An 18,655-nucleotide genomic window follows, 5' to 3' on the forward strand; every position below is an offset into this window, starting at 1 on the left:
CAAGGGGCAAGGCTAATAGGCTTCGCCCAACAAATCAACAAGGGTGCGGATAGACTCGGTCGCCTGCGGTGATACATCGATAATCGAAAATCCGGTCCAGTGTTTACCCGACAAATCTGCATCGCGCGCCCAGAGGCAGTCAGCACCCAGCTGGATCACCATCTGTCCATTAACAGGCTCCGGCACATGCAAATCCAGGGTGTAAAGGCGATCTTCCTCCATGGCGACGTCACCTACAATCATTAATCCCTGAGTGTGAATATTGACCAGGCGACCGATGTATTGGTCGCGCAGGTTATCGTACACATCTACATCGCCATTGATCGTATGGCGCTCCAACTCCCTGTCGTGTTCACGTGAGCAGTTGTGGGTCATGATGTATTACCGGTTTTAAGAGTATCGGCTCGTTCATTGAGGGTGTGATAGATGTTTTCCAAGGCGCGCTCGAAAAACGGTTTGGTGCTGCCCGCGATAATCCGGGCGCGGCCCGCGAGCATATCGCGCGCCAATTGGAGGCCAGCCGCGAGCGACACTTTGCGCCCCTGCTGATCGACCAACATGTAGTGTTGGGTCTTTTTATTGTACCAGGCCACTTTCAGGCGCTTGCCACCATCAAATTCAAACCAGGTACCAAACTCCACCATCTTCAAGCTATCAACAATCTTGGCCTCTTCCGGCAACACCGGCTGCAACTGCGCCACCATATGTCCGGCTTTTTCTGCCGCCAACGATTCCAACTTGGTGCGCATGGGCGCTGGGGCAGGCTCGGCTTTGCGGCTCAACAGCGCCATGCGCTGGAGCGAGACAACCGCATCCAAAAGCTTGCGACCTTTGGCCTGCTCATAACCGATGGTTTCAAAACCACGCTCAAGGGCGGCGAGCAGCCCATCCTGCAGCTCCATTTGTTTTACTTTGTCCGGCTGCTTGGTTTTGGGCTCCAGCGTCCAGAGCAAATCGTCGATCACTTGCAGGGCGCGCTTCCAACTGTCGGATTTATCGCCGTAGCGCAGCAGCACAAACGACAGGTAGTCCGACCAGGGTTGCAACAACAACAGCAATATCGCCGAGGGCATATCGCGATTATCGGTGCGGCCTCGCACCTCGTTATTCACCTGGATCTTCGCTTCGCGCAGTTTTTCTTCGCCTTGGGCTTTTTCCAGCGCGCGACGCTCCATCAATTCCTGGCGACGCGCCACATTGTGGGTATAGGCATTAAACTCAATCAGCAATTCGGCAAAGATGCGCACATCATTCTTGAATTCCTGCAGCAGGCGAAACACCGTGGTTTTGATCTTGGTAAAGATATCGTATTGGTCGCTGCCATCATTACTCACCCAGCGCACACCGGCTTCGGCAAGACTGTTGAGCAGCACGCGCGCGGGGTGCTCAGGTTGCTCAAAAAAACCCTTGTCGATAAAGGCGATTTTCAGAAACGGCGTATGCAAATAACTGAGCAATGCTTTGACAGAATCGGGCAAGTGATCATCAGACAGCATGTACTCAAACAACATACCGACCAAGTCAATGGTCTGCATATCACCCGCTTCTACTGCGCCATTTTCGTTTTCGCTGGCGATCTGCTCCATCATCTTGCGGCCAACCTCGGCCACCATTTGCGGTGCAATAGGCACAGGGCCCGACTCATGGTTAGCCAGCACCTGCTGGGTCACACTAAAGGCCTGGGTTTGCATCTGTTCCAGCACACTCACCAATTGATTTTGGGTGTAGACCTGTAAATTAGCGGGTGACGCTGTAGGCACAGCAGGGGTAGCGACAACTGCTCCATTGGGGTTGATCACCGGGCTATTCGCCGCCTGACCAGCAACCACCGCTTGAGGATTGAAATGTGCAGCCTGGATTGCAGGCAATGCCTGGGTTACATGGGTTTGCAACAGGCGGATCGCGTTCAACAGGCTGTTTTGGTACTGGATATCATTGGGGTTGAGCGCACCACTGAGCAATTTATCGCTCGCACGGCGCTGATGCTGCTGTTCTTCTTCGACTTGTTGCTGCTCGTCAACTGACCCGTCGTTGCGCTCGAAGGGATCATCCTGCATCGCCTCATCCGTTTTGTGGTCAGCCGGCTTGTCACTGGCGGGAACAAAGCGGAGATTGGGCAACAGGTTTTGGCGGATCAGGTAATCATTCAGCTCATCGTATAGCCCATCGAGCATGCCAATCACGTCTTGATCGAACAACTTGTAGCCGATGATTTTGGTTTTGACATCAATATCCAGATTGGCGAGCAGCTTGCGCAGCGATTCACAAAATTGTACCGGGCTGGCAGGGTTGGCGCGCTCATCAATCTTTTCGCCATCATTTAACAGCGCCAAACGCTGCTGCAATGCCCAGAGCTGCTCGGCAAAAAAATTGTCGGCGCGATGCGTAATAGAGGTAATAGCGATGGTTTCTTCAAGGTCTGAATGTTCCACCAACGAAAGAATATCGCCGCTAAAACGCTCTTCGCCCGTCAGGGTATTAAGGGATTTATTCTTGAATTTTACAAAACCGTTGGCCAGATGCTGGCAAAACTCTTGTTCAGCCGCTTGCTGTACAGCTGCAAGTAAATTTTGGGTTTCATAGAGGGCTATCTGGTCTTTATTAGATTTAGCCTGTTCAGCAACTTCCAGAACCTGCTTACACCACTGCCGCCAAAAATTAGGGAAAACACGGTACGCAAAACCGCGCGTTAAATCGCGGCAATGTTTTAAATATTGAATGACCAATTGCTCTGACATGGCTACCGCAGAATACGGAGAAGACTTATTAATATCAGAACCAGGTAAGCCTGAGTTATGCATAATTATTCCGTGTTTTTCCATGAATTTCATATTCCCTAGCGCCTATTATTACCAAGCTGGTTTTGCGCTAACCGCGCTTGGAATCAGTGCCTGCGAACCTAGAGACTAGATGAGTGAATCTTCTATATAGGTTGTCCTGAGCGACAATCTTAACAGCTTGTGAGATTTCTTCCAGCCAATAAGACTATTGGCTCACAGTTAGATTAAAAATAGCACGATCTACGCAAATCGCCGCAAAGATGCCTTTCCAGCCGTTCGAAAGATAAGTAAATCCTGATTTTTCAATATTTGGATAAATGTTCCTTGAGCAACCGCACGCCCGGCGCACCAAAATAATCCAGCACGCACAGTATCGCGCCCCACCATGGAACACATATAGGCATAACTTCCCTCCATGAAACTCCCAAATCCCTTTCAAAATCAGGCAATTAAAAAATTGGCACTCATATTGCGATAGCCCCCCTGTAATAACTGATTCGCACTCTGGGTGGTTTTAGCTATTCAACAAATCTGTACACACAATTTGTTAATAGGAGGCTAGGGTTCCGGTCACTTGATTTTATCAAGCGATGTCTGGTCCGAGAGCTTCCGACCTCCCAAGGCAGGCAAAAGGCTAAACGCCCGCAACTGTCTTGAGGTTACACGGCGGGATAAAAGCCCGGGAGATGGAATGGCCTAATCGCCAGAGTGCTCCCATTTGCTTGCGCCGATGTCACCAAAACCGCTGGAGGTTATTCATGTTGCGTCAATCCCGCCTTAAAAAAGTATTACTGGCCATTACACTCTCCCTCTCCGCCGCTTGTGCCAGTGCTGCTGAACCATTCAAAGTCTGCTGGTCCATCTATGTTGGTTGGATGCCGTGGGGCTACGGGGCCGAACAAAAAATTGTCGATAAATGGGCAAAAAAATACGGCATCGAAATTGAAGTTGTGCAAATCAACGATTACGTCGAATCCATTAACCAATACACCGCAGGCCAATTTGATGGCTGTGTAATGACAAACATGGATGCGCTCACCATCCCCGCTGCTGGCGGTGTAGATTCAACCGCATTGATCGTCGGCGACTTCTCCAACGGTAACGATGGCGTTGTACTCAAAGGTGGTAAAACGCTGAAAGACATTAAAGGCCAGCAAGTCAATCTGGTTGAACTGAGCGTATCTCATTACCTGCTTGCGCGCGGTTTGGAAACTGTCGGTTTGAAAGAGTCCGATGTCAAAGTCGTTAACACCTCTGACGCCGATATGGTCGCCGTGTACGGCACTAAAGATGTCACCGCGGTTACCACTTGGAATCCACTGCTAAGCGAAATCCTCGCACAACCTAACAGCACCAAAGTTTTCGACTCATCACAAATTCCTGGTGAAATTATGGATTTGATGATAGTGAACACCGAAACCCTGAAAAAGAATCCTGCACTCGGTAAAGCCCTTGTTGGCGCCTGGTACGAAATTATGGGCGTAATGAGCGGATCAGACAAAGCCGCTGCTGCTGCCAAAACCGCTATGGCTGTTGCCTCAGGGACTGACCTCGCCGGTTTTGAATCGCAACTCGCCAGCACAAAAATGTTTTACACACCCGCTTCAGCTCTTGCTCTTATCAATAGCGAAGAACTGTTAAAAACCATGCAGAAAGTTGCTGAGTTTTCGTTTGATCACGGCCTGTTAGGTGAGGGTGCACCCGATGCTAAATACATCGGCGTAGAAGGCCCTAAAGGTGTGTACGGTGATAAGAAAAACGTGAAGCTGCGTTTTGATGCGACTTATATGCAAATGGCAGCAGATAAAAAACTTTAATTGTCTGACACTGATTAATCAGTGAGTCGTCATCCTCGCGCAAACGGGGATCCACACACCGCGTAATCAAATTGAAAGCTGGACTCCCGCGTGCGCGGGAGTGACGACCACACTATAAAGAAGATGCCCATGAAACGATTAATTAATCTAACGCCCTCAAAACCGCTCAAACTTTTACTGGGGATTCTGCCGTTTGCTCTGCTGCTCGTTGTTTATTTGATCGCTTCCGATGCACGCCTCGCCGAAAATGCCAACGACAAACTGCTACCCAGCTTTGCACAAATGGGCGATGCAATTGGCAACCTCGCGTTTGAACCGAGTAAACGCAGTGGTGAATATTTATTTTGGCAAGATACGCTCAGCAGTTTGTATCGCTTAACGCTCGGCATTTTTATCGCCGCTATTTTAGGCTTCACTATCGGCATATTAACCGGCGCGATTCCCACCATCTATTCGCCCATAGCGCCGCTGTTAACCATTATTTCACTGGTTCCGCCCATGGCGCTTTTGCCGGTGTTATTTATCGTCTTTGGTTTGGGTGAATTATCCAAAGTGGCGTTGATTGTGATCGGCGTTGCGCCATTTATCGCGCGCGATATTCAGCGCTGCACCCAGGAAATTCCGCTTGAACAATTAGTTAAAGCACAAACCCTAGGCGCATCTACCTGGCAAATCTTGGTGCGCGTATTAATTCCGCAATTGCTGCCACGTTTGATTAATGCCGTGCGTTTATCGCTCGGTGCCGGATGGTTATTTTTAATTGCCGCAGAAGCAATTGCTTCTACCGACGGTCTGGGTTATCGCATATTTCTGGTACGCCGTTATATGTCCATGGATGTGATCCTGCCCTATGTTGCCTGGATTACCTTACTCGCCTTTTTAGTGGATTGGTTACTCGTCAAGCTCAGCACCACATGTTTCCCCTGGCACTATCAAGCAACAACAAAGTGACAGGCGGCCACCCAATGACCATTATCCCTTTTGATAAAAAATACATAGATGAAAAAAGAGCCAAAGCTATGCCCATGATTCAGGCAAAAAACCTGTGGAAAAAATACGGCGACAACGTGGTGTTGGAACGCATGAATGTGAGCGTAAAAGCCGGTGAATTTATTACCATGGTGGGCACTTCCGGCTGCGGCAAAAGTACCTTTTTAAAAATGTTGTTGGGCATGGAGTCGCCCACGTCCGGTGAATTACTGTTGGATGGGAAATCGATTCGCAGCGAACCCGATCAATCGCGCGGCATAGTGTTTCAGCAATACTCCGTGTTCCCTCATCTCACCGTGTTAGAAAACGTGATTATCGCGCGCGAATTTGAGCACTCCCCAATATTGGGGAAATTATTCGGCAGTAAAAAACGCAAAGTTGTTGATGAAGCCAAAGCGCTGCTGGAATCGGTTGGATTAACCCACGCAATAAATCGTTATCCGCATGAATTATCGGGCGGCATGAAACAGCGGTTAGCCATCGCCCAAGCGCTTATCCGCCAGCCGCGCATTTTATTACTCGACGAACCCTTCGGTGCACTCGACCCGGGTATTCGCGCCGACATGCATCAATTAATTTTGGAACTCTGGCGCGAACACCAGCTCACCGTGTTTATGGTGACGCACGATTTAAGCGAAGGATTTTATTTAGGCACACGCCTGTGGGTGTTCGACAAATTGCGGCGCGACAATCAAGCCCCTGGTGCTTACGGTGCAAATATTACCTATGACCTACCGGTTACCCGTCGCAAAAGTGAAGTGCCTTATGAATTACAAACGATTGCCCAAGAATCACAGGATTTTTAACTCATGAGTAAGATGTTGTACACCACTACCCTGCCCGGCAACGGCCACTGGTCACTGGAGTTGCGCCGCGGCAGCCTGATGAAAATTACTGACATCGAAGGCGGCGCCAACGTTGGCATGCTGTTTTACAACCCGCGCAATTTATTGGAACGCTACAACGCGCCCGACACACTCAAATGCCAACACACGTTTAAATTGCAACGCGGCAATTGCTTGTATTCTGATATGGGCAGAATTTTTGCTTCGATTGTTGAAGACTATTCCGCGAACGGCGAAGGTAATTGGCACGATACTATTTGCGGCAATAGCACTGCCGAACTGATCGAAAAGCAGTGGGGGAAACGCGATTACCAAACCCATCGCAATCAGTGGAAACAAAATGGCTATGACGCCTTTTTAGTTGAACTTGCAAAATACGGTTTGGGGCGCGCCGATATGGCGTCCAATATCAACTGGTTTAGCAAAGTCATCGCAGATGATCATGGCAATATCCGGCTCGACACTAAAAACCAATCGGCTGGCAACAGTGTCACCTTGCGTTTTGAAATGGACACCATGGTTATTATGCACGCCTGTCCACATCCATTAAATAAATCGAAAACCTATCCGTTTACTTCAGTGGAAATTGAATTAGGGGAAGCAGAACCAGTCAGCGACGATGACTACTGTAAAAACTTCCGCGAAGAAAACCAGCGCGGTTTTCAAAACAACGCGCTTTATTACCTGTCTGCAAAATAGTTTAGCTGCGAAATAGTTGAGGAAGACATGTCACATATCCAAAGCAACCTACACCCTGAAACTGCGTTCTCTACACACTATGTGCCCGCAGGCGATTATTTTCTCGGCGAAATAAAACAAGGGCAAACTTTTCGTATTGTCGATTTAAAAGGCAATCAAGCCGCTGACGTTTTATTTTATAACGCCAAAGATCCAAGCGAGCGCTACAGCGCGATGGATACTATCCGCAGCCAGGGCAATTTGTATTTATCGGCGGGCACTAAATTAATGTCCAATGCCAATCGCGAATTACTGGAAATCGTCGCCGATACCTGCGGCCGCCACGACACCCTCGGTGGTGCCTGCGCAACAGAAAGCAATACCGTTCGCTACAGTTTGGAAAAGCGCTGCATGCACGCCTGCCGCGACAGCTGGATGCTCGCAATTGCAGAACATCCCGAATTTGGTATTAGCAAACGTGACATCACCCACAACATAAACTTCTTTATGAATGTTCCCGTCACCGCAGATGGTGGACTCACCTTTGAAGATGGCATTTCTGCACCCGGAAAATATGTTGAGCTGAAAGCGAAAATGGATATCGTGATGCTGATCTCCAATTGCCCGCAATTAAACAACCCGTGCAATGGTTATAACCCAACGCCGATTGAAGTTATCGTTTGGAATTAATTAAATTCAATATCCTCAGTGGACGGCCACTGTTGTAAATTAATCCCAGCAGGACGACCTGCCGGAGCAGAACATGTTTACCAAAGTGTTAATTGCCAATCGCGGCGCCATCGCAACACGCATTATTCGCACCTTAAAAAAACTCAATATAAAATCCGTCGCTGTCTATGCCGAATCTGATGCAGACTCATTACACGTGCGCATTGCCGACGAATCGTTTTCTTTAGGCGAAGGTGCGGCCGCACAAACCTATCTTGATCGCAAAAAAATTATCGCGATTGCACAGCAAACCGGTGCACAGGCGATTCACCCCGGCTACGGTTTTCTAAGCGAAAACTCCAGCTTTGTTGCGGAGTGCGAAGCAGCAGGTTTAGTGTTTATCGGCCCTACTGCGGAACAAATGATTACCTTTGGTTTAAAGCATAAAGCACGCGAATTGGCACAGGCAGCCAATGTACCCCTCTGCCCCGGCACTGATTTATTAAAAGACCTCGACGAGGCAATAGCTGCTGCAGCAAATATTGGTTACCCAATAATGCTTAAAAGTACCGCCGGTGGCGGTGGTATTGGCATGCAATTGTGCAATAGCGAAGCCGAACTCATCGCCGCTTTTGATTCAGTAAAACGCTTGGGCAAAAATAACTTTGCCGATGATGGTGTGTTTCTGGAAAAGTTTATTGCCGCTGCTCGCCATATTGAAGTACAAGTATTTGGCGATGGCAAAGGAACTGCTGTTGCGATTGGAGAGCGCGATTGCTCAAGTCAAAGACGCAACCAAAAAGTTGTTGAGGAATGCCCCGCACCCAACTTACCCGAGCCACAACGCAAAGCCATGCAAAAAACTGCGGAGCAGCTGTTGGCGTCGGTCAGCTATCGCAATGCGGGTACGGTAGAATTTATTTACGATTCCATTGACGAAAAATTTTATTTCCTTGAGGTCAACACACGCCTGCAAGTAGAGCACGGTGTTACTGAAGAAGTTTACGGTGTGGATTTAGTGGAGTGGATGCTGCACCAGGCAGCGGGTGATCTCGGCGATATTAAAACCCTGCGCGATCAGCTCGCACCCAAAAGCCACGCCATTCAAGTACGCGTTTATGCGGAAGACCCCGCGCTGAATTTCCAACCCTGCGCGGGTTTGCTCAGTAAAGTACAATTCCCCGAGTTACACAACGATCTACGCATCGATCACTGGATTGAAAGCGGTATTGAAGTCCCTGCATTTTTTGATCCAATGCTTGCCAAAATTATCGTGTGCGGCGCTGATCGCGAACAAGCACTGAAAAACTTATCCAACGCTTTGACGAACACCTATCTCTACGGTATCGAAACCAATATCGGTTATTTGCGCGCACTCTTGCAAGATCCAACCTTGCTAGAGGGGCGAATGACCACACGCTATTTAAATACATTCGTGTACCAACCTGCGCGCATCGATGTTATTCAAGGTGGAACCCAAACCACAATTCAGGATTATCCGGGTCGCTCAGGTTATTGGCATGTAGGCGTACCTACTTCCGGCCCCTTTGATAGCTACTCATTCCGTTTGGGCAATCGCCTGCTCAACAACGATGAAACAGCAGCGGGGCTGGAAATTACCTTGCAAGGTCCAACATTAAAATTTGGCTGCGCAACAAAAATAGTTTTAACCGGCGCAGCGATTGATGCAAAACTCGACGGCAATGCGATTGCGATTTATGAAATTATTTCAGTAGCTGCAGGGCAACAATTGCAACTCGGGCGCATCACCGATAAGGGCGCTCGCACCTACTTAGCAATTGCCGGCGGAATTCAATGCCCGGGTTATTTAAATTCAAAATCTACATTCACACTCGGCCAATTCGGCGGCCACAATGGCCGCGCATTGCGTGCCGGCGATGTGCTCGCACTAGATGCAAACAACTGCAATGCGACAATTGCTCCTGTAACAATCAACGACAAATTAAAGCCGCAGATTAATAATCTCTGGCAATTGCGTGTTATCTACGGCCCTCACGGCGCGCCGGATTTTTTTACCCCCAATGACATAAGCACATTTTTTAACACCGACTGGGAAGTGCACTACAACTCAAGTCGCACCGGTGTTCGCTTGATTGGCCCAAAACCGGAATGGGCACGCAGCTCCGGCGGCGAAGCGGGAATGCACCCCTCCAATATTCACGATAATGCTTACGCTTTCGGCACCGTGGATTTTACTGGCGATATGCCCGTGATTCTCGGGCCAGACGGTCCATCACTCGGCGGTTTTGTTTGCCCGGCAACCGTTATCAGCGCCGATTTATGGAAACTCGGGCAAGTACGAGCGGGCGATAAAATTCGTTTCCTACCCGTATCGATTGACGATGCAGTAGCGATTGAAAAAACACAAAACCAATCGTTGCGAACGCTGGAAAACATTGCGCATACTTGGAGTAAAAGCGATTTAACATCACCCATTGTAAAAACCTTGGGCGCCGACGAGTTTGGTGAAAATATTGTGTACCGCGCTGCAGGTGACCATTTTTTATTGGTCGAATACGGCGCGCTGGAACTGGATATTAAATTGCGTTTTCGTGCCCACGCACTTATGCAATGGTTACAACAAAATGCCTTGTATGGTTTACGCGAACTGACACCGGGAATTCGTTCGCTACAAGTACACTATGACAGTCAGCAATTATCACTCGAAAATCTGTTGGCACATCTTGAACGCGGTGAACGCGAATTAATTTTGCAACTTGCACAGCTAAGCGTTCCTTCACGTATAGTGCATATTCCTTTGAGCTGGGATGACGAAGCCTGTCAATTGGCGATCCAAAAATATATGCAGTCAGTGCGCTCCAACGCACCCTGGTGCCCCAGCAATCTGGAATTTATTCGCCGCATTAATGGTTTGGATTCTATCGCCGAGGTAAAAAATATTCTCTTCAGTGCCTCCTATCTAGTGATGGGTCTGGGCGATGTGTATTTGGGTGCGCCTGTTGCAACTCCAATTGACCCGCGCCATCGTTTGGTCACCACCAAATATAATCCTGCACGCACTTGGACGGCAGAAAACTCGGTTGGGATTGGCGGTTCTTATTTATGTGTTTACGGTATGGAAGGCCCCGGTGGCTACCAATTTGTCGGGCGCACCTTACAAATGTGGAATCGCTATCGTCAAACCAAGGAATTTAAACAACCCTGGTTATTAAATTTCTTTGACCAAATCCGTTTTTATGAAGTCAGTGCAAACGAACTACAAAAAATTCGTCGCGATTTTCCACAGGGTCGTTATCCCATCAAAATTGAAGAAAGTCATTTCAGTTTAAGTGAATACCAAGAATTTATTGCCGCCCATCTGGATTCCATCACTGCATTTACCGCGCAACGCGAGCAGGCATTTGAAGAGGAATTGGCTCGCTGGCACGCCAACGGACAATTCAATTATGTACAGGAAGAAATTGTCGACGAAAATGAAGAAGCAGAATTGCCAGAGGATGCAATCCGCGTTGACAGCTCGGTCTCCGGCAGTGTCTGGCAAACCCAGGTACAAGTGGGGCAAACAGTGAAAGCAGGAGATGTGCTATTGATTCTGGAATCCATGAAAATGGAAATCAATATAACGGCAAGTAGCGCGGGCAAAGTAACACATCTGTTAAAAGCAGATGGAGCACGCGTGCAGGCAGGACAAACATTGGTGGTTTTGGAAGCAACATAATTTTTCGCAGCCCAAATAAAAAAACCCGGCGCAAGGCCGGGTTAAACATCTGAGGAGAAAACTAACTTAAGGTGCGCTGCTCACGCAACGTCCCAATTACTGCTTCAAGTGCTCGGTCAAACAACATACCGTCATCTAAAATTGTCAGGCGCTTGGTCTGCAGTGCAACCGCCAGACTTTCACGGCTTTCTTCTGCGACTTTCATACCTGAACGGTTTACAAAAATATATTTTCCTACCGAGCGAATAATGGCAGCCAAACGGCAGCGGTATTTCTCACCTGCATCACCTTGCATTTCAAACCAGGTGCCCTGGGTAATATTATTGACCAAGGCTAAATGTTGCGGATCAGCCTGAACGCTTTCGCTGATGGTTTCTTCTACCACAAATTGTTGTTCTGCTTCTGCAGCCGTTGCAACTTCTGCCACCGCAACAACTTCAGCTACAGTATCAGCAACCGGCTCAATTATCGCTTGGTCAGCTAGTTTAACGTCTGCGGTTTCGGCTATTGGTTCATGCGCAGATTCGACAACTTCCGCTGCATTCTCAATAACCGGCGCGGGTGCTGCATTTTGTACCTTGTTAGCTTGCGCCGCAGCATTCGCTGCTTGTTGCGCACGCATTTGCGCCTCCACCATGGCCGCCTTCATGTTGGCATTTTTCGTCGCCATTTCACTGGCCTTGGCTGCCAAATCTGCTGCGGATACGGATGGCGCAGCCTCAACCTGAGGTTTTACGTCGCCACGTAAGCGCGCCAAATGTACACTTTCAAGCTGCTTGAACAAATTGGTGGTTTCAAACGGACTGAACGAAATACTTTCCAAACCGGTGCGCAATTTTTGCAACAGCTCGGGTACCAGCTTTAATAAGCGTTGGCGGTTATCTTTATCCATCGCCGCTGTAACACTCCAAACGAGCTGCTGTGCTGTTGCAGAACAGTTGCGCCACTCATCACTCTCCACACCTTGTTTGAGTGAGGTAATAAACATCACATTCGCCCAAGCCTCACGCAGCAACTTAGTGACCGCCAGAGGCAACTCCTTACCGGCACAAATGCGATTTAATTCCGCATCAACCTGCGCGCGTGCGCGTTCAGATTTGGCCTTGCCATCTTCCGCATCAATAGTGCGCTGCTCAAGAATTTGTGCACGACGTTTTTCTTTATCAAGGAACGAGCGAAAATCGACCAGCAATCGCTCAAAGATACTCATATCGGTATCAAAATCAGTCAGGATCGAACGCACAGTTTCTTCCATTTTGTTAAAGAGACTGTCTTTGCGTTGATTTTCTTCGCTGGATTCCTGCCATCCCAGACAGGCCATTGCCATTTCATTCAACAAACGACGCGCGGGGTGGCCACCTTTGCTGAAGAAAGTTTTATCGGCAATCGCCACTTTGACCATCGGAATTTGTAAACGACCAATCAAGGCTTTCATTGGTGCCGCCAGGTTACGGTCATCCAAAATAAATTCGAACATCATACTTACCAAATTGATGACATCATCATCAACTTGATTAATCGCGGCAGCAGTGTGGGTTTCGTTGCGCAGCAAATCACTCAGTAAATTGCGCAAGCTAGCTGGCGCTCCGCTGGTAACGGGAGCATTAACTGTATTTTGCTGTTGAGCCAGCGACAGGATCTTGATCAAGTCCTGGGTAGTAATTTCTTCACCGGGTAATTGCACGCGCGGCGCACTGCGGTTGGCTCCCAACAGGTCGCGCAGCTGATGCAAAACCTGGTTGGTTTGGTCGTCATAACTTTGCACCAATCCGCCGGTCTCGCCCCCCGCTTTTTGCACACCCAAACCATACTGCGCACTGATGCCTTGGCCATAGTGATCAGCAGTTGGGCTAGTTGAGGGCTTTTTGACGCGCACATCTTGTTTCAATGAAGGCAAAATATTGGCATCAATCAAGGTTTGGTTGAGCACTTCAAATAGTTTGCCCAGCTTGGTCATCACAATATTGTCGAACAGCTTGAACAATACCAACTTGGCTTTTACATCGACATTTAACGCTTTAGTTGCATCGGTAAATGCATTGCAAATCACATCAACGCCCAGAGGGTTATTCTTTTGATAAACCTTGGTGGGAACCAGATGATCAATACGCAGGGTCAAATGTTGGATAGGCTCAGCAAATTGTTCATTGGCTTTGTTGACCATGCCATCAACCGCAACCATCTCTTCCAGCTCATCATTCTTGACCAATGACAAATCGTCCAGCGAGACCGATTTTTCACCGGATGGCTTTTCATCGCGATAAGCACTTGGATCAAGTAATTGGGCAAAGCTGATATCAATGCTGCGGAAAAATGAAGTCTCCATCGCACGGCGACGGATGCGCACCTCGCGCATTGAGTCAAAAAAGATATTTTGATCGTGATTGTTGTTAGCTTTGTCGGCCAATTCAAACATGGCATCATCGACTTTATCGAACAATTCACGTAGAAATAATTGCAACTGCTGCCGCGCCTTATCACGCAGGGCGTGCATAGCGGCAGGCAAACGAGCAAGTGCCACTTGCGAATTAGCAGCGGAATTGCGCTCTACATTTAAGTGAACAACCTTTTTGGGGTCGGATTTCATATGTTCGGACATGGCGGATTACCATTAGTAAAAACTTGCGTAGTTGAAGTATAACTAAGGGAAAGACACATCAAGTAGGCAAATGATAAGATCGAGAGCCATATCACAAAAGGCTATAACTAACGCATCATCTTATGGTTTTCTAAGTAGATTTTGGAATTAGCCGAAGAGTGCAGCGCCAAAACTGCCGATTTTCAACCTCACAATGTTCAATTATTCGACATACAACATGAATCCTATATACAGCAAAAACCTACCAAATCTAGCTGAAAATATCGCCAAAAGCGTAGCAATAGCCCTTGCTGAAGACATAGGCCCTGGCGATATCACCGCCCAATTAATTCCCACTGAGCAAACCGCCAAAGCAAACATAATCACCCGTGAACAGTGTATTTTTTGCGGCAAAGCCTGGGTTGAAGAGGTATTTCGCCAACTGGATCCGCGGGTTCAGATCATTTGGTATGTAGAAGATGGCCAAAACGCAGCAGCCAATAGTCTGTTATTTACCTTGCAAGGTAGCGCCCGTAGCCTTCTCACCGGGGAGCGCACCGCACTGAATTTTGTGCAGACTCTCTCCGGCACCGCAACCATCAGCAAACAATACTCGGATCAAGTCGCCCACACCGGGGTGAAACTGCTCGATACCCGTAAAACCATCCCTGGCCTGCGCACCGCACAAAAATATGCAGTTGCCTGCGGCGGCTGCCATAATCATCGTATTGGTTTATATGACGCATTCTTGATCAAAGAGAATCACATCGCTGCCTGCGGTGCAATTGAAAAGGCCGTCGCTGCTGCACGGGCTATTGCGCCAGGCAAACCAGTTGAAGTCGAAGTGGAAAACTTTGCCGAGTTAGATCAAGCACTGGCAGCGAATGCGGACATCATCATGCTGGATAACTTCAGTATTGATGATATGAAAAAAGCAGTAGCGATTAATGCGGGGCGCGCAAAGCTGGAAGCTTCGGGAAATATTAATGAGCATACATTAATTCCGACAGCAGAGACTGGGGTGGATTATATTTCTATTGGTGGATTGACGAAGCACTGCCGGGCGGTGGATTTGTCTATGAGGGTTTCATAACTAAATCTGCTAATACCTTTGACCATAAATATGGAAAACTTAGCCGGGATCAAAGTCAAGATAAGCTCTTACATTATTCCCATCCGGACAAACGATAGCGGTTTTTATTTCAACAAGAGCAACTAGCGGATACCAACCGCAATCTTTAAATTCAACCAAGGCATTTTTGAGCATAGATACATCTAAATCATTTTTCTTCACAATATCTTCCAATAGCTCTATTTTCTTAGCATCCTTGAACCACTCCCCATCCAGACATTGACGATAGTATTGTGGTAATCGATGAATATCTTTGCCTGCCAAAACAGAAAGCAGAATTTTTTTCCTCCCTTCAGAATCATTAGGGAAGGTAACACACAGGTATTGAGTGCTAGCGAATAAAGAAGGAGTCATCGGTAAATCCTCAGGCCATCCAGCTTCAAATTCACCTATATCTAGAGGCCTAATAATTTCGACCCGATCCCTTGCCAACACCAAGAATGCTGGACGGGCTGCGGCCACTATAGATACACCATACACTAGAGCGCCCAATTGAATGACACCAATCACAATATAATCAGAGCATAATTCTTTTATTGATTTCTCAGGGGAATATATCACCAAGGTCATTAATGGCCCTAAAATCAACTCCACCACTATAATGATTTTATAGGCGACCAAGCTATCTAGAACTTGCATCAACTCGCCAGGGTACCAAAATATAATTAGCTGCCACACTAACAACGCTACAACTGATGTAATGAAAAAATGCAGCGCAGCAGCTTTTAGTTTAGAGCGTGCAGTTACATTAATCAGCTTCATAGAACCAACATATAAATGGCATAATTACAGGAGGTGACAAAAGAAAAAACCCTTACCACAGCAGCGCGATAAGGGTCTTTGCATCAAACAATTTGAAAATTATTTTACTAAGTTACTTACATTCTGCAGGAGCAAATCTTGGATTCAAAGTACCTGCAACAGCACCAGCTAAACCGCGGTTTGTTGCCTGAACACTTGTGGTAGATGCGCACGCCCAGTCAACAGAACCAGTAGCCCCAGCAGCAGCAGCAGCTAATTGGGTGATTACACCTGCTGCATTTAAATAAGGAGTAAAAACCAACGTAGGAGCTGCACCTACAGCATTACCAATGTTTGCGCCGTTATAGGTTATGGTTACAACACCAGTAGCAGGAGCAATAGCGATGCTAGTTACATATTTAGATTGTGGCACAGCACCGGCTACTTGCGCTGCAAATGCAGCAACACCAGGCATACCATCTGATGCATACATACTGGACATATCAGATTTCAGTGCTGACGCCAAACCAACACCCTCCGTAATTTTGGCGCGAATCGTGTAGTCCTGATAAGCAGGAAGCGCTACTGCAGCCAAAATACCAATAATCGCTACTACGATCATCAATTCGATTAAAGTAAAACCTTTCTGTAAAGTTTTTTTCATCACAAATCTCCAGACTTTTTAGGGGGGCGGAAAGTAAAACAACACATGTTTAAAAGCAAATCACATACCAACATTCAGAAGAATTTAAAAACAGCAGTAAATGCTGGCCATGCACAACATTTACTGCTCGTCCATATTCACACTCAACAACCACCGCTCACCTGATTTGACAACAAGTGACAGTTTTTGTCACTCCATTCAATTTATGAACTACAAAATAGTCATCAAACGCGAATCCATCGGGCATAACAAACTAAATCCACTAAGCTTAATCGGCTGATGTAATATAAAGTTATCCAACCAATATCCAAATATAGGTAGCAGCGGTAATAACGAATGAATAGCCCAACACCTACAATGCTAAATGGTCTTGCCCGCAGGCTAGTGGCTGACAAGCTGATAGATGCCGAATTGGCGAGCAAGTCAGTCCACCAGGCAAAAAAAGAAAACATCCCGTTTGCCCAGCACCTGGTAAGCAATGGAATCTTGGATGCCCGCACGCTCGCTCGGGTTGCATCCGAGGAGTTCGGTTCACCTGTCTTCGACTTGGATGCCCTCAACAAAGATTTGCTTCCTCAAAAACTGGTAGATGACAAGTTAATACGCAAGCACCACACACTGCCCATAGCAAGACGCGGCAACCGCTTGTTTCTGGCAGTAACCGACCCAACCGACTTGCATGCTCTGGATGAAATTAAATTCAATACCGGCATTAACACCGAAGCTGTTCTGGTAGAGGCAGACAAATTACGCATAGCAATCGACAAATACCTCAACTCCCAGGAGGAAACGCTGGGCGATGCACTGGGCGGCTTGGATGATGACCTTGATGATCTAAATGTACAGACTATAGATACAGCACCTACCGCAGACGACTCAAATGAGGCAGACGAAGCTCCTATTGTTAAGTACATCAACAAAGTTTTATTAGATGCAATAAAAGGTGGAGCTTCCGATATTCACTTCGAGCCCTACGAGAAAAGTTATCGCATCCGCTTTAGAACTGATGGCGTTCTGCATGAAATGTCACGCCCTCCGGTGAATCTCGCCTATAGAATGGCAGCCCGCTTGAAAGTAATGTCGCAAATGGATATTTCCGAGCGGCGCTTACCACAAGATGGACGTATTAAATTAAAGGTATCCAAAACCCGTGCAATCGACTTCCGTGTAAACACTCTGCCAACACTGTTTGGCGAAAAAATTGTACTGCGTATCCTTGACCCAAGCTCAGCGAAACTGGGGATCGATGCTCTTGGATATGAAGATGACCAGAAGAAACTCTACATGGATGCACTGGCGCAATCGCAGGGTATGATTCTGGTTACAGGGCCAACGGGCAGCGGTAAAACCGTATCGCTTTACACAGGCCTGAATATTCTTAACACCGCCGAGGTAAATATTTCAACGGCAGAAGACCCTGTGGAAATTAACTTGGAGGGCGTTAACCAGGTACAAATGAATGCGCGCGTGGGCCTTACGTTTGCAGAAGCGCTGCGCTCATTCTTGCGGCAAGACCCGGATATCATCATGGTCGGTGAGATTCGCGACTTGGAAACAGCTGAGATTGCAATTAAAGCATCGCAAACGGGTCACTTGGTGTTATCTACCCTACACACCAACTCAGCACCAGAGACGTTGACTCGCCTGCTTAACATGGGCGTTCCTGCATTTAACGTAGCTACCAGCGTAAGCCTTATTATCGCCCAAAGACTTGCGCGCCGTTTGTGCCCTGCTTGTAAAAAGCCTGCAACCGATATTCCGGCAGACATTCTCACTCAGGAGGGATTTGACGAAATAGGCATTCCGCGCGCAGAATTCCAGCTCTTTCACCCTGTTGGCTGTGAAAAATGCAATGGTGGTTATAAAGGACGAGTAGGGGTATATGAAGTGGTTCGCATCACCCCCCTGATTGCCAACCTTATAATGGAAGGAGGCAATTCACTTCAAATTGCGCGTGCTGCTAAGGAAGCTGGCTTTAATAATCTTAGGGTATCCGCATTGCGCAAGACCGCAATGGGATTAACCAGCCTCGAAGAGGCCAACCGAGTCACCAAGGATTAA

The 18,655-nt window shown here is 47.6% G+C and carries 13 protein-coding genes and 1 riboswitch; of the genes, 8 read left to right on the forward strand and 5 right to left on the reverse strand.

Annotated features, from left to right (window positions below; translation table 11 throughout):
• Positions 1–12 precede the first annotated feature (12 nt).
• Complete coding sequence (locus J2X05_RS18275; protein ID WP_310075260.1) at positions 13–375, reverse strand: PilZ domain-containing protein; 363 nt, start codon at positions 373–375, stop codon at positions 13–15.
• Positions 372–2,801, reverse strand: a complete 2,430-nt coding sequence (locus J2X05_RS18280; RefSeq protein ID WP_310075261.1) for a DUF1631 family protein — start codon at positions 2,799–2,801, stop codon at positions 372–374. The genes J2X05_RS18275 and J2X05_RS18280 overlap by 4 nt, the downstream gene beginning before the upstream one ends.
• Positions 2,802–3,327: 526 nt before the next feature.
• A riboswitch (guanidine-I (ykkC/yxkD leader) is annotated at positions 3,328–3,468 on the forward strand.
• 70 nt (positions 3,469–3,538) lie between these two features.
• On the opposite strand from J2X05_RS18280, the gene J2X05_RS18285 reads away from it, so the two are divergent.
• The 6 genes from J2X05_RS18285 to uca all read left to right on the forward strand — a co-directional run bounded on the left by J2X05_RS18285 (position 3,539) and on the right by uca (position 11,479).
• The gene (locus J2X05_RS18285) at positions 3,539–4,597 is read left to right on the forward strand and encodes a putative urea ABC transporter substrate-binding protein (protein ID WP_310075263.1); all 1,059 of its coding nucleotides are present in this window, start codon (positions 3,539–3,541) and stop codon (positions 4,595–4,597) included.
• A gap of 129 nt (positions 4,598–4,726) precedes the next feature.
• On the forward strand, positions 4,727–5,548 hold the full coding sequence (locus tag J2X05_RS18290) for an ABC transporter permease (protein WP_310075265.1): 822 nt from the start codon (positions 4,727–4,729) through the stop codon (positions 5,546–5,548).
• A 68-nt stretch (positions 5,549–5,616) separates the two neighbouring features.
• Positions 5,617–6,393 (forward strand): ABC transporter ATP-binding protein, encoded by a 777-nt coding sequence (locus J2X05_RS18295; protein WP_310075407.1) that lies wholly within the window; start codon positions 5,617–5,619, stop codon positions 6,391–6,393.
• Between the two features lie 3 nt (positions 6,394–6,396).
• Complete coding sequence (locus J2X05_RS18300; RefSeq protein WP_310075266.1) at positions 6,397–7,131, forward strand: urea amidolyase associated protein UAAP1; 735 nt, start codon at positions 6,397–6,399, stop codon at positions 7,129–7,131.
• A 27-nt stretch (positions 7,132–7,158) separates the two neighbouring features.
• Positions 7,159–7,800 carry an urea amidolyase associated protein UAAP2 gene (locus J2X05_RS18305; protein WP_310075269.1) on the forward strand — a complete coding sequence of 214 codons (642 nt, stop codon included), beginning with the start codon at positions 7,159–7,161 and terminating at the stop codon, positions 7,798–7,800.
• Between the two features lie 73 nt (positions 7,801–7,873).
• Positions 7,874–11,479: an urea carboxylase gene (gene uca / locus J2X05_RS18310; protein ID WP_310075271.1), complete on the forward strand. Its 3,606-nt coding sequence runs from the start codon at positions 7,874–7,876 to the stop codon at positions 11,477–11,479.
• Between the two features lie 61 nt (positions 11,480–11,540).
• On the opposite strand, the gene J2X05_RS18315 is transcribed toward uca, so the two are convergent.
• Positions 11,541–14,078 (reverse strand): DUF1631 domain-containing protein, encoded by a 2,538-nt coding sequence (locus J2X05_RS18315; RefSeq protein ID WP_310075272.1) that lies wholly within the window; start codon positions 14,076–14,078, stop codon positions 11,541–11,543.
• Positions 14,079–14,295: 217 nt separating this feature from the next.
• On the opposite strand from J2X05_RS18315, the gene nadC reads away from it, so the two are divergent.
• Positions 14,296–15,150 carry a carboxylating nicotinate-nucleotide diphosphorylase gene (gene nadC, locus J2X05_RS18320; RefSeq protein ID WP_310075275.1) on the forward strand — a complete coding sequence of 285 codons (855 nt, stop codon included), beginning with the start codon at positions 14,296–14,298 and terminating at the stop codon, positions 15,148–15,150.
• A gap of 39 nt (positions 15,151–15,189) precedes the next feature.
• Here nadC and J2X05_RS18325 read toward each other — a convergent pair whose 3' ends face one another.
• Complete coding sequence (locus J2X05_RS18325; RefSeq protein WP_310075277.1) at positions 15,190–15,951, reverse strand: hypothetical protein; 762 nt, start codon at positions 15,949–15,951, stop codon at positions 15,190–15,192.
• Positions 15,952–16,063: 112 nt separating this feature from the next.
• A complete protein-coding gene (locus J2X05_RS18330) occupies positions 16,064–16,594 on the reverse strand; it encodes a pilin (RefSeq protein WP_310075280.1) in 531 nt (176 codons plus the stop codon).
• A 336-nt stretch (positions 16,595–16,930) separates the two neighbouring features.
• Between J2X05_RS18330 and pilB the strand changes: the two genes are divergently transcribed.
• The gene (gene pilB / locus J2X05_RS18335) at positions 16,931–18,655 is read left to right on the forward strand and encodes a type IV-A pilus assembly ATPase PilB (RefSeq protein ID WP_310075282.1); all 1,725 of its coding nucleotides are present in this window, start codon (positions 16,931–16,933) and stop codon (positions 18,653–18,655) included.

The organism is Cellvibrio fibrivorans, from assembly GCF_031457055.1.
GTDB classification, from domain to species: Bacteria; Pseudomonadota; Gammaproteobacteria; order Pseudomonadales; family Cellvibrionaceae; genus Cellvibrio; species Cellvibrio fibrivorans.

Excerpts from the sequence above, each read along its gene's own strand:
- nadC (WP_310075275.1), top strand. The coding sequence starts at position 14,296 with ATGAATCCTATATACAGCAAAAACCTACCAAATCTAGCTGAAAATATC.
- J2X05_RS18300 (WP_310075266.1), top strand. The coding sequence starts at position 6,397 with ATGAGTAAGATGTTGTACACCACTACCCTGCCCGGCAACGGCCACTGG.
- J2X05_RS18290 (WP_310075265.1), top strand. The coding sequence starts at position 4,727 with ATGAAACGATTAATTAATCTAACGCCCTCAAAACCGCTCAAACTTTTA.
- J2X05_RS18280 (WP_310075261.1), bottom strand. The coding sequence starts at position 2,801 with ATGCATAACTCAGGCTTACCTGGTTCTGATATTAATAAGTCTTCTCCG.
- J2X05_RS18305 (WP_310075269.1), top strand. The coding sequence starts at position 7,159 with ATGTCACATATCCAAAGCAACCTACACCCTGAAACTGCGTTCTCTACA.
- J2X05_RS18325 (WP_310075277.1), bottom strand. The coding sequence starts at position 15,951 with ATGAAGCTGATTAATGTAACTGCACGCTCTAAACTAAAAGCTGCTGCG.
- pilB (WP_310075282.1), top strand. The coding sequence starts at position 16,931 with ATGAATAGCCCAACACCTACAATGCTAAATGGTCTTGCCCGCAGGCTA.
- J2X05_RS18295 (WP_310075407.1), top strand. The coding sequence starts at position 5,617 with ATGCCCATGATTCAGGCAAAAAACCTGTGGAAAAAATACGGCGACAAC.
- J2X05_RS18285 (WP_310075263.1), top strand. The coding sequence starts at position 3,539 with ATGTTGCGTCAATCCCGCCTTAAAAAAGTATTACTGGCCATTACACTC.
- J2X05_RS18315 (WP_310075272.1), bottom strand. The coding sequence starts at position 14,078 with ATGTCCGAACATATGAAATCCGACCCCAAAAAGGTTGTTCACTTAAAT.
- J2X05_RS18275 (WP_310075260.1), bottom strand. The coding sequence starts at position 375 with ATGACCCACAACTGCTCACGTGAACACGACAGGGAGTTGGAGCGCCAT.
- uca (WP_310075271.1), top strand. The coding sequence starts at position 7,874 with ATGTTTACCAAAGTGTTAATTGCCAATCGCGGCGCCATCGCAACACGC.
- J2X05_RS18330 (WP_310075280.1), bottom strand. The coding sequence starts at position 16,594 with ATGAAAAAAACTTTACAGAAAGGTTTTACTTTAATCGAATTGATGATC.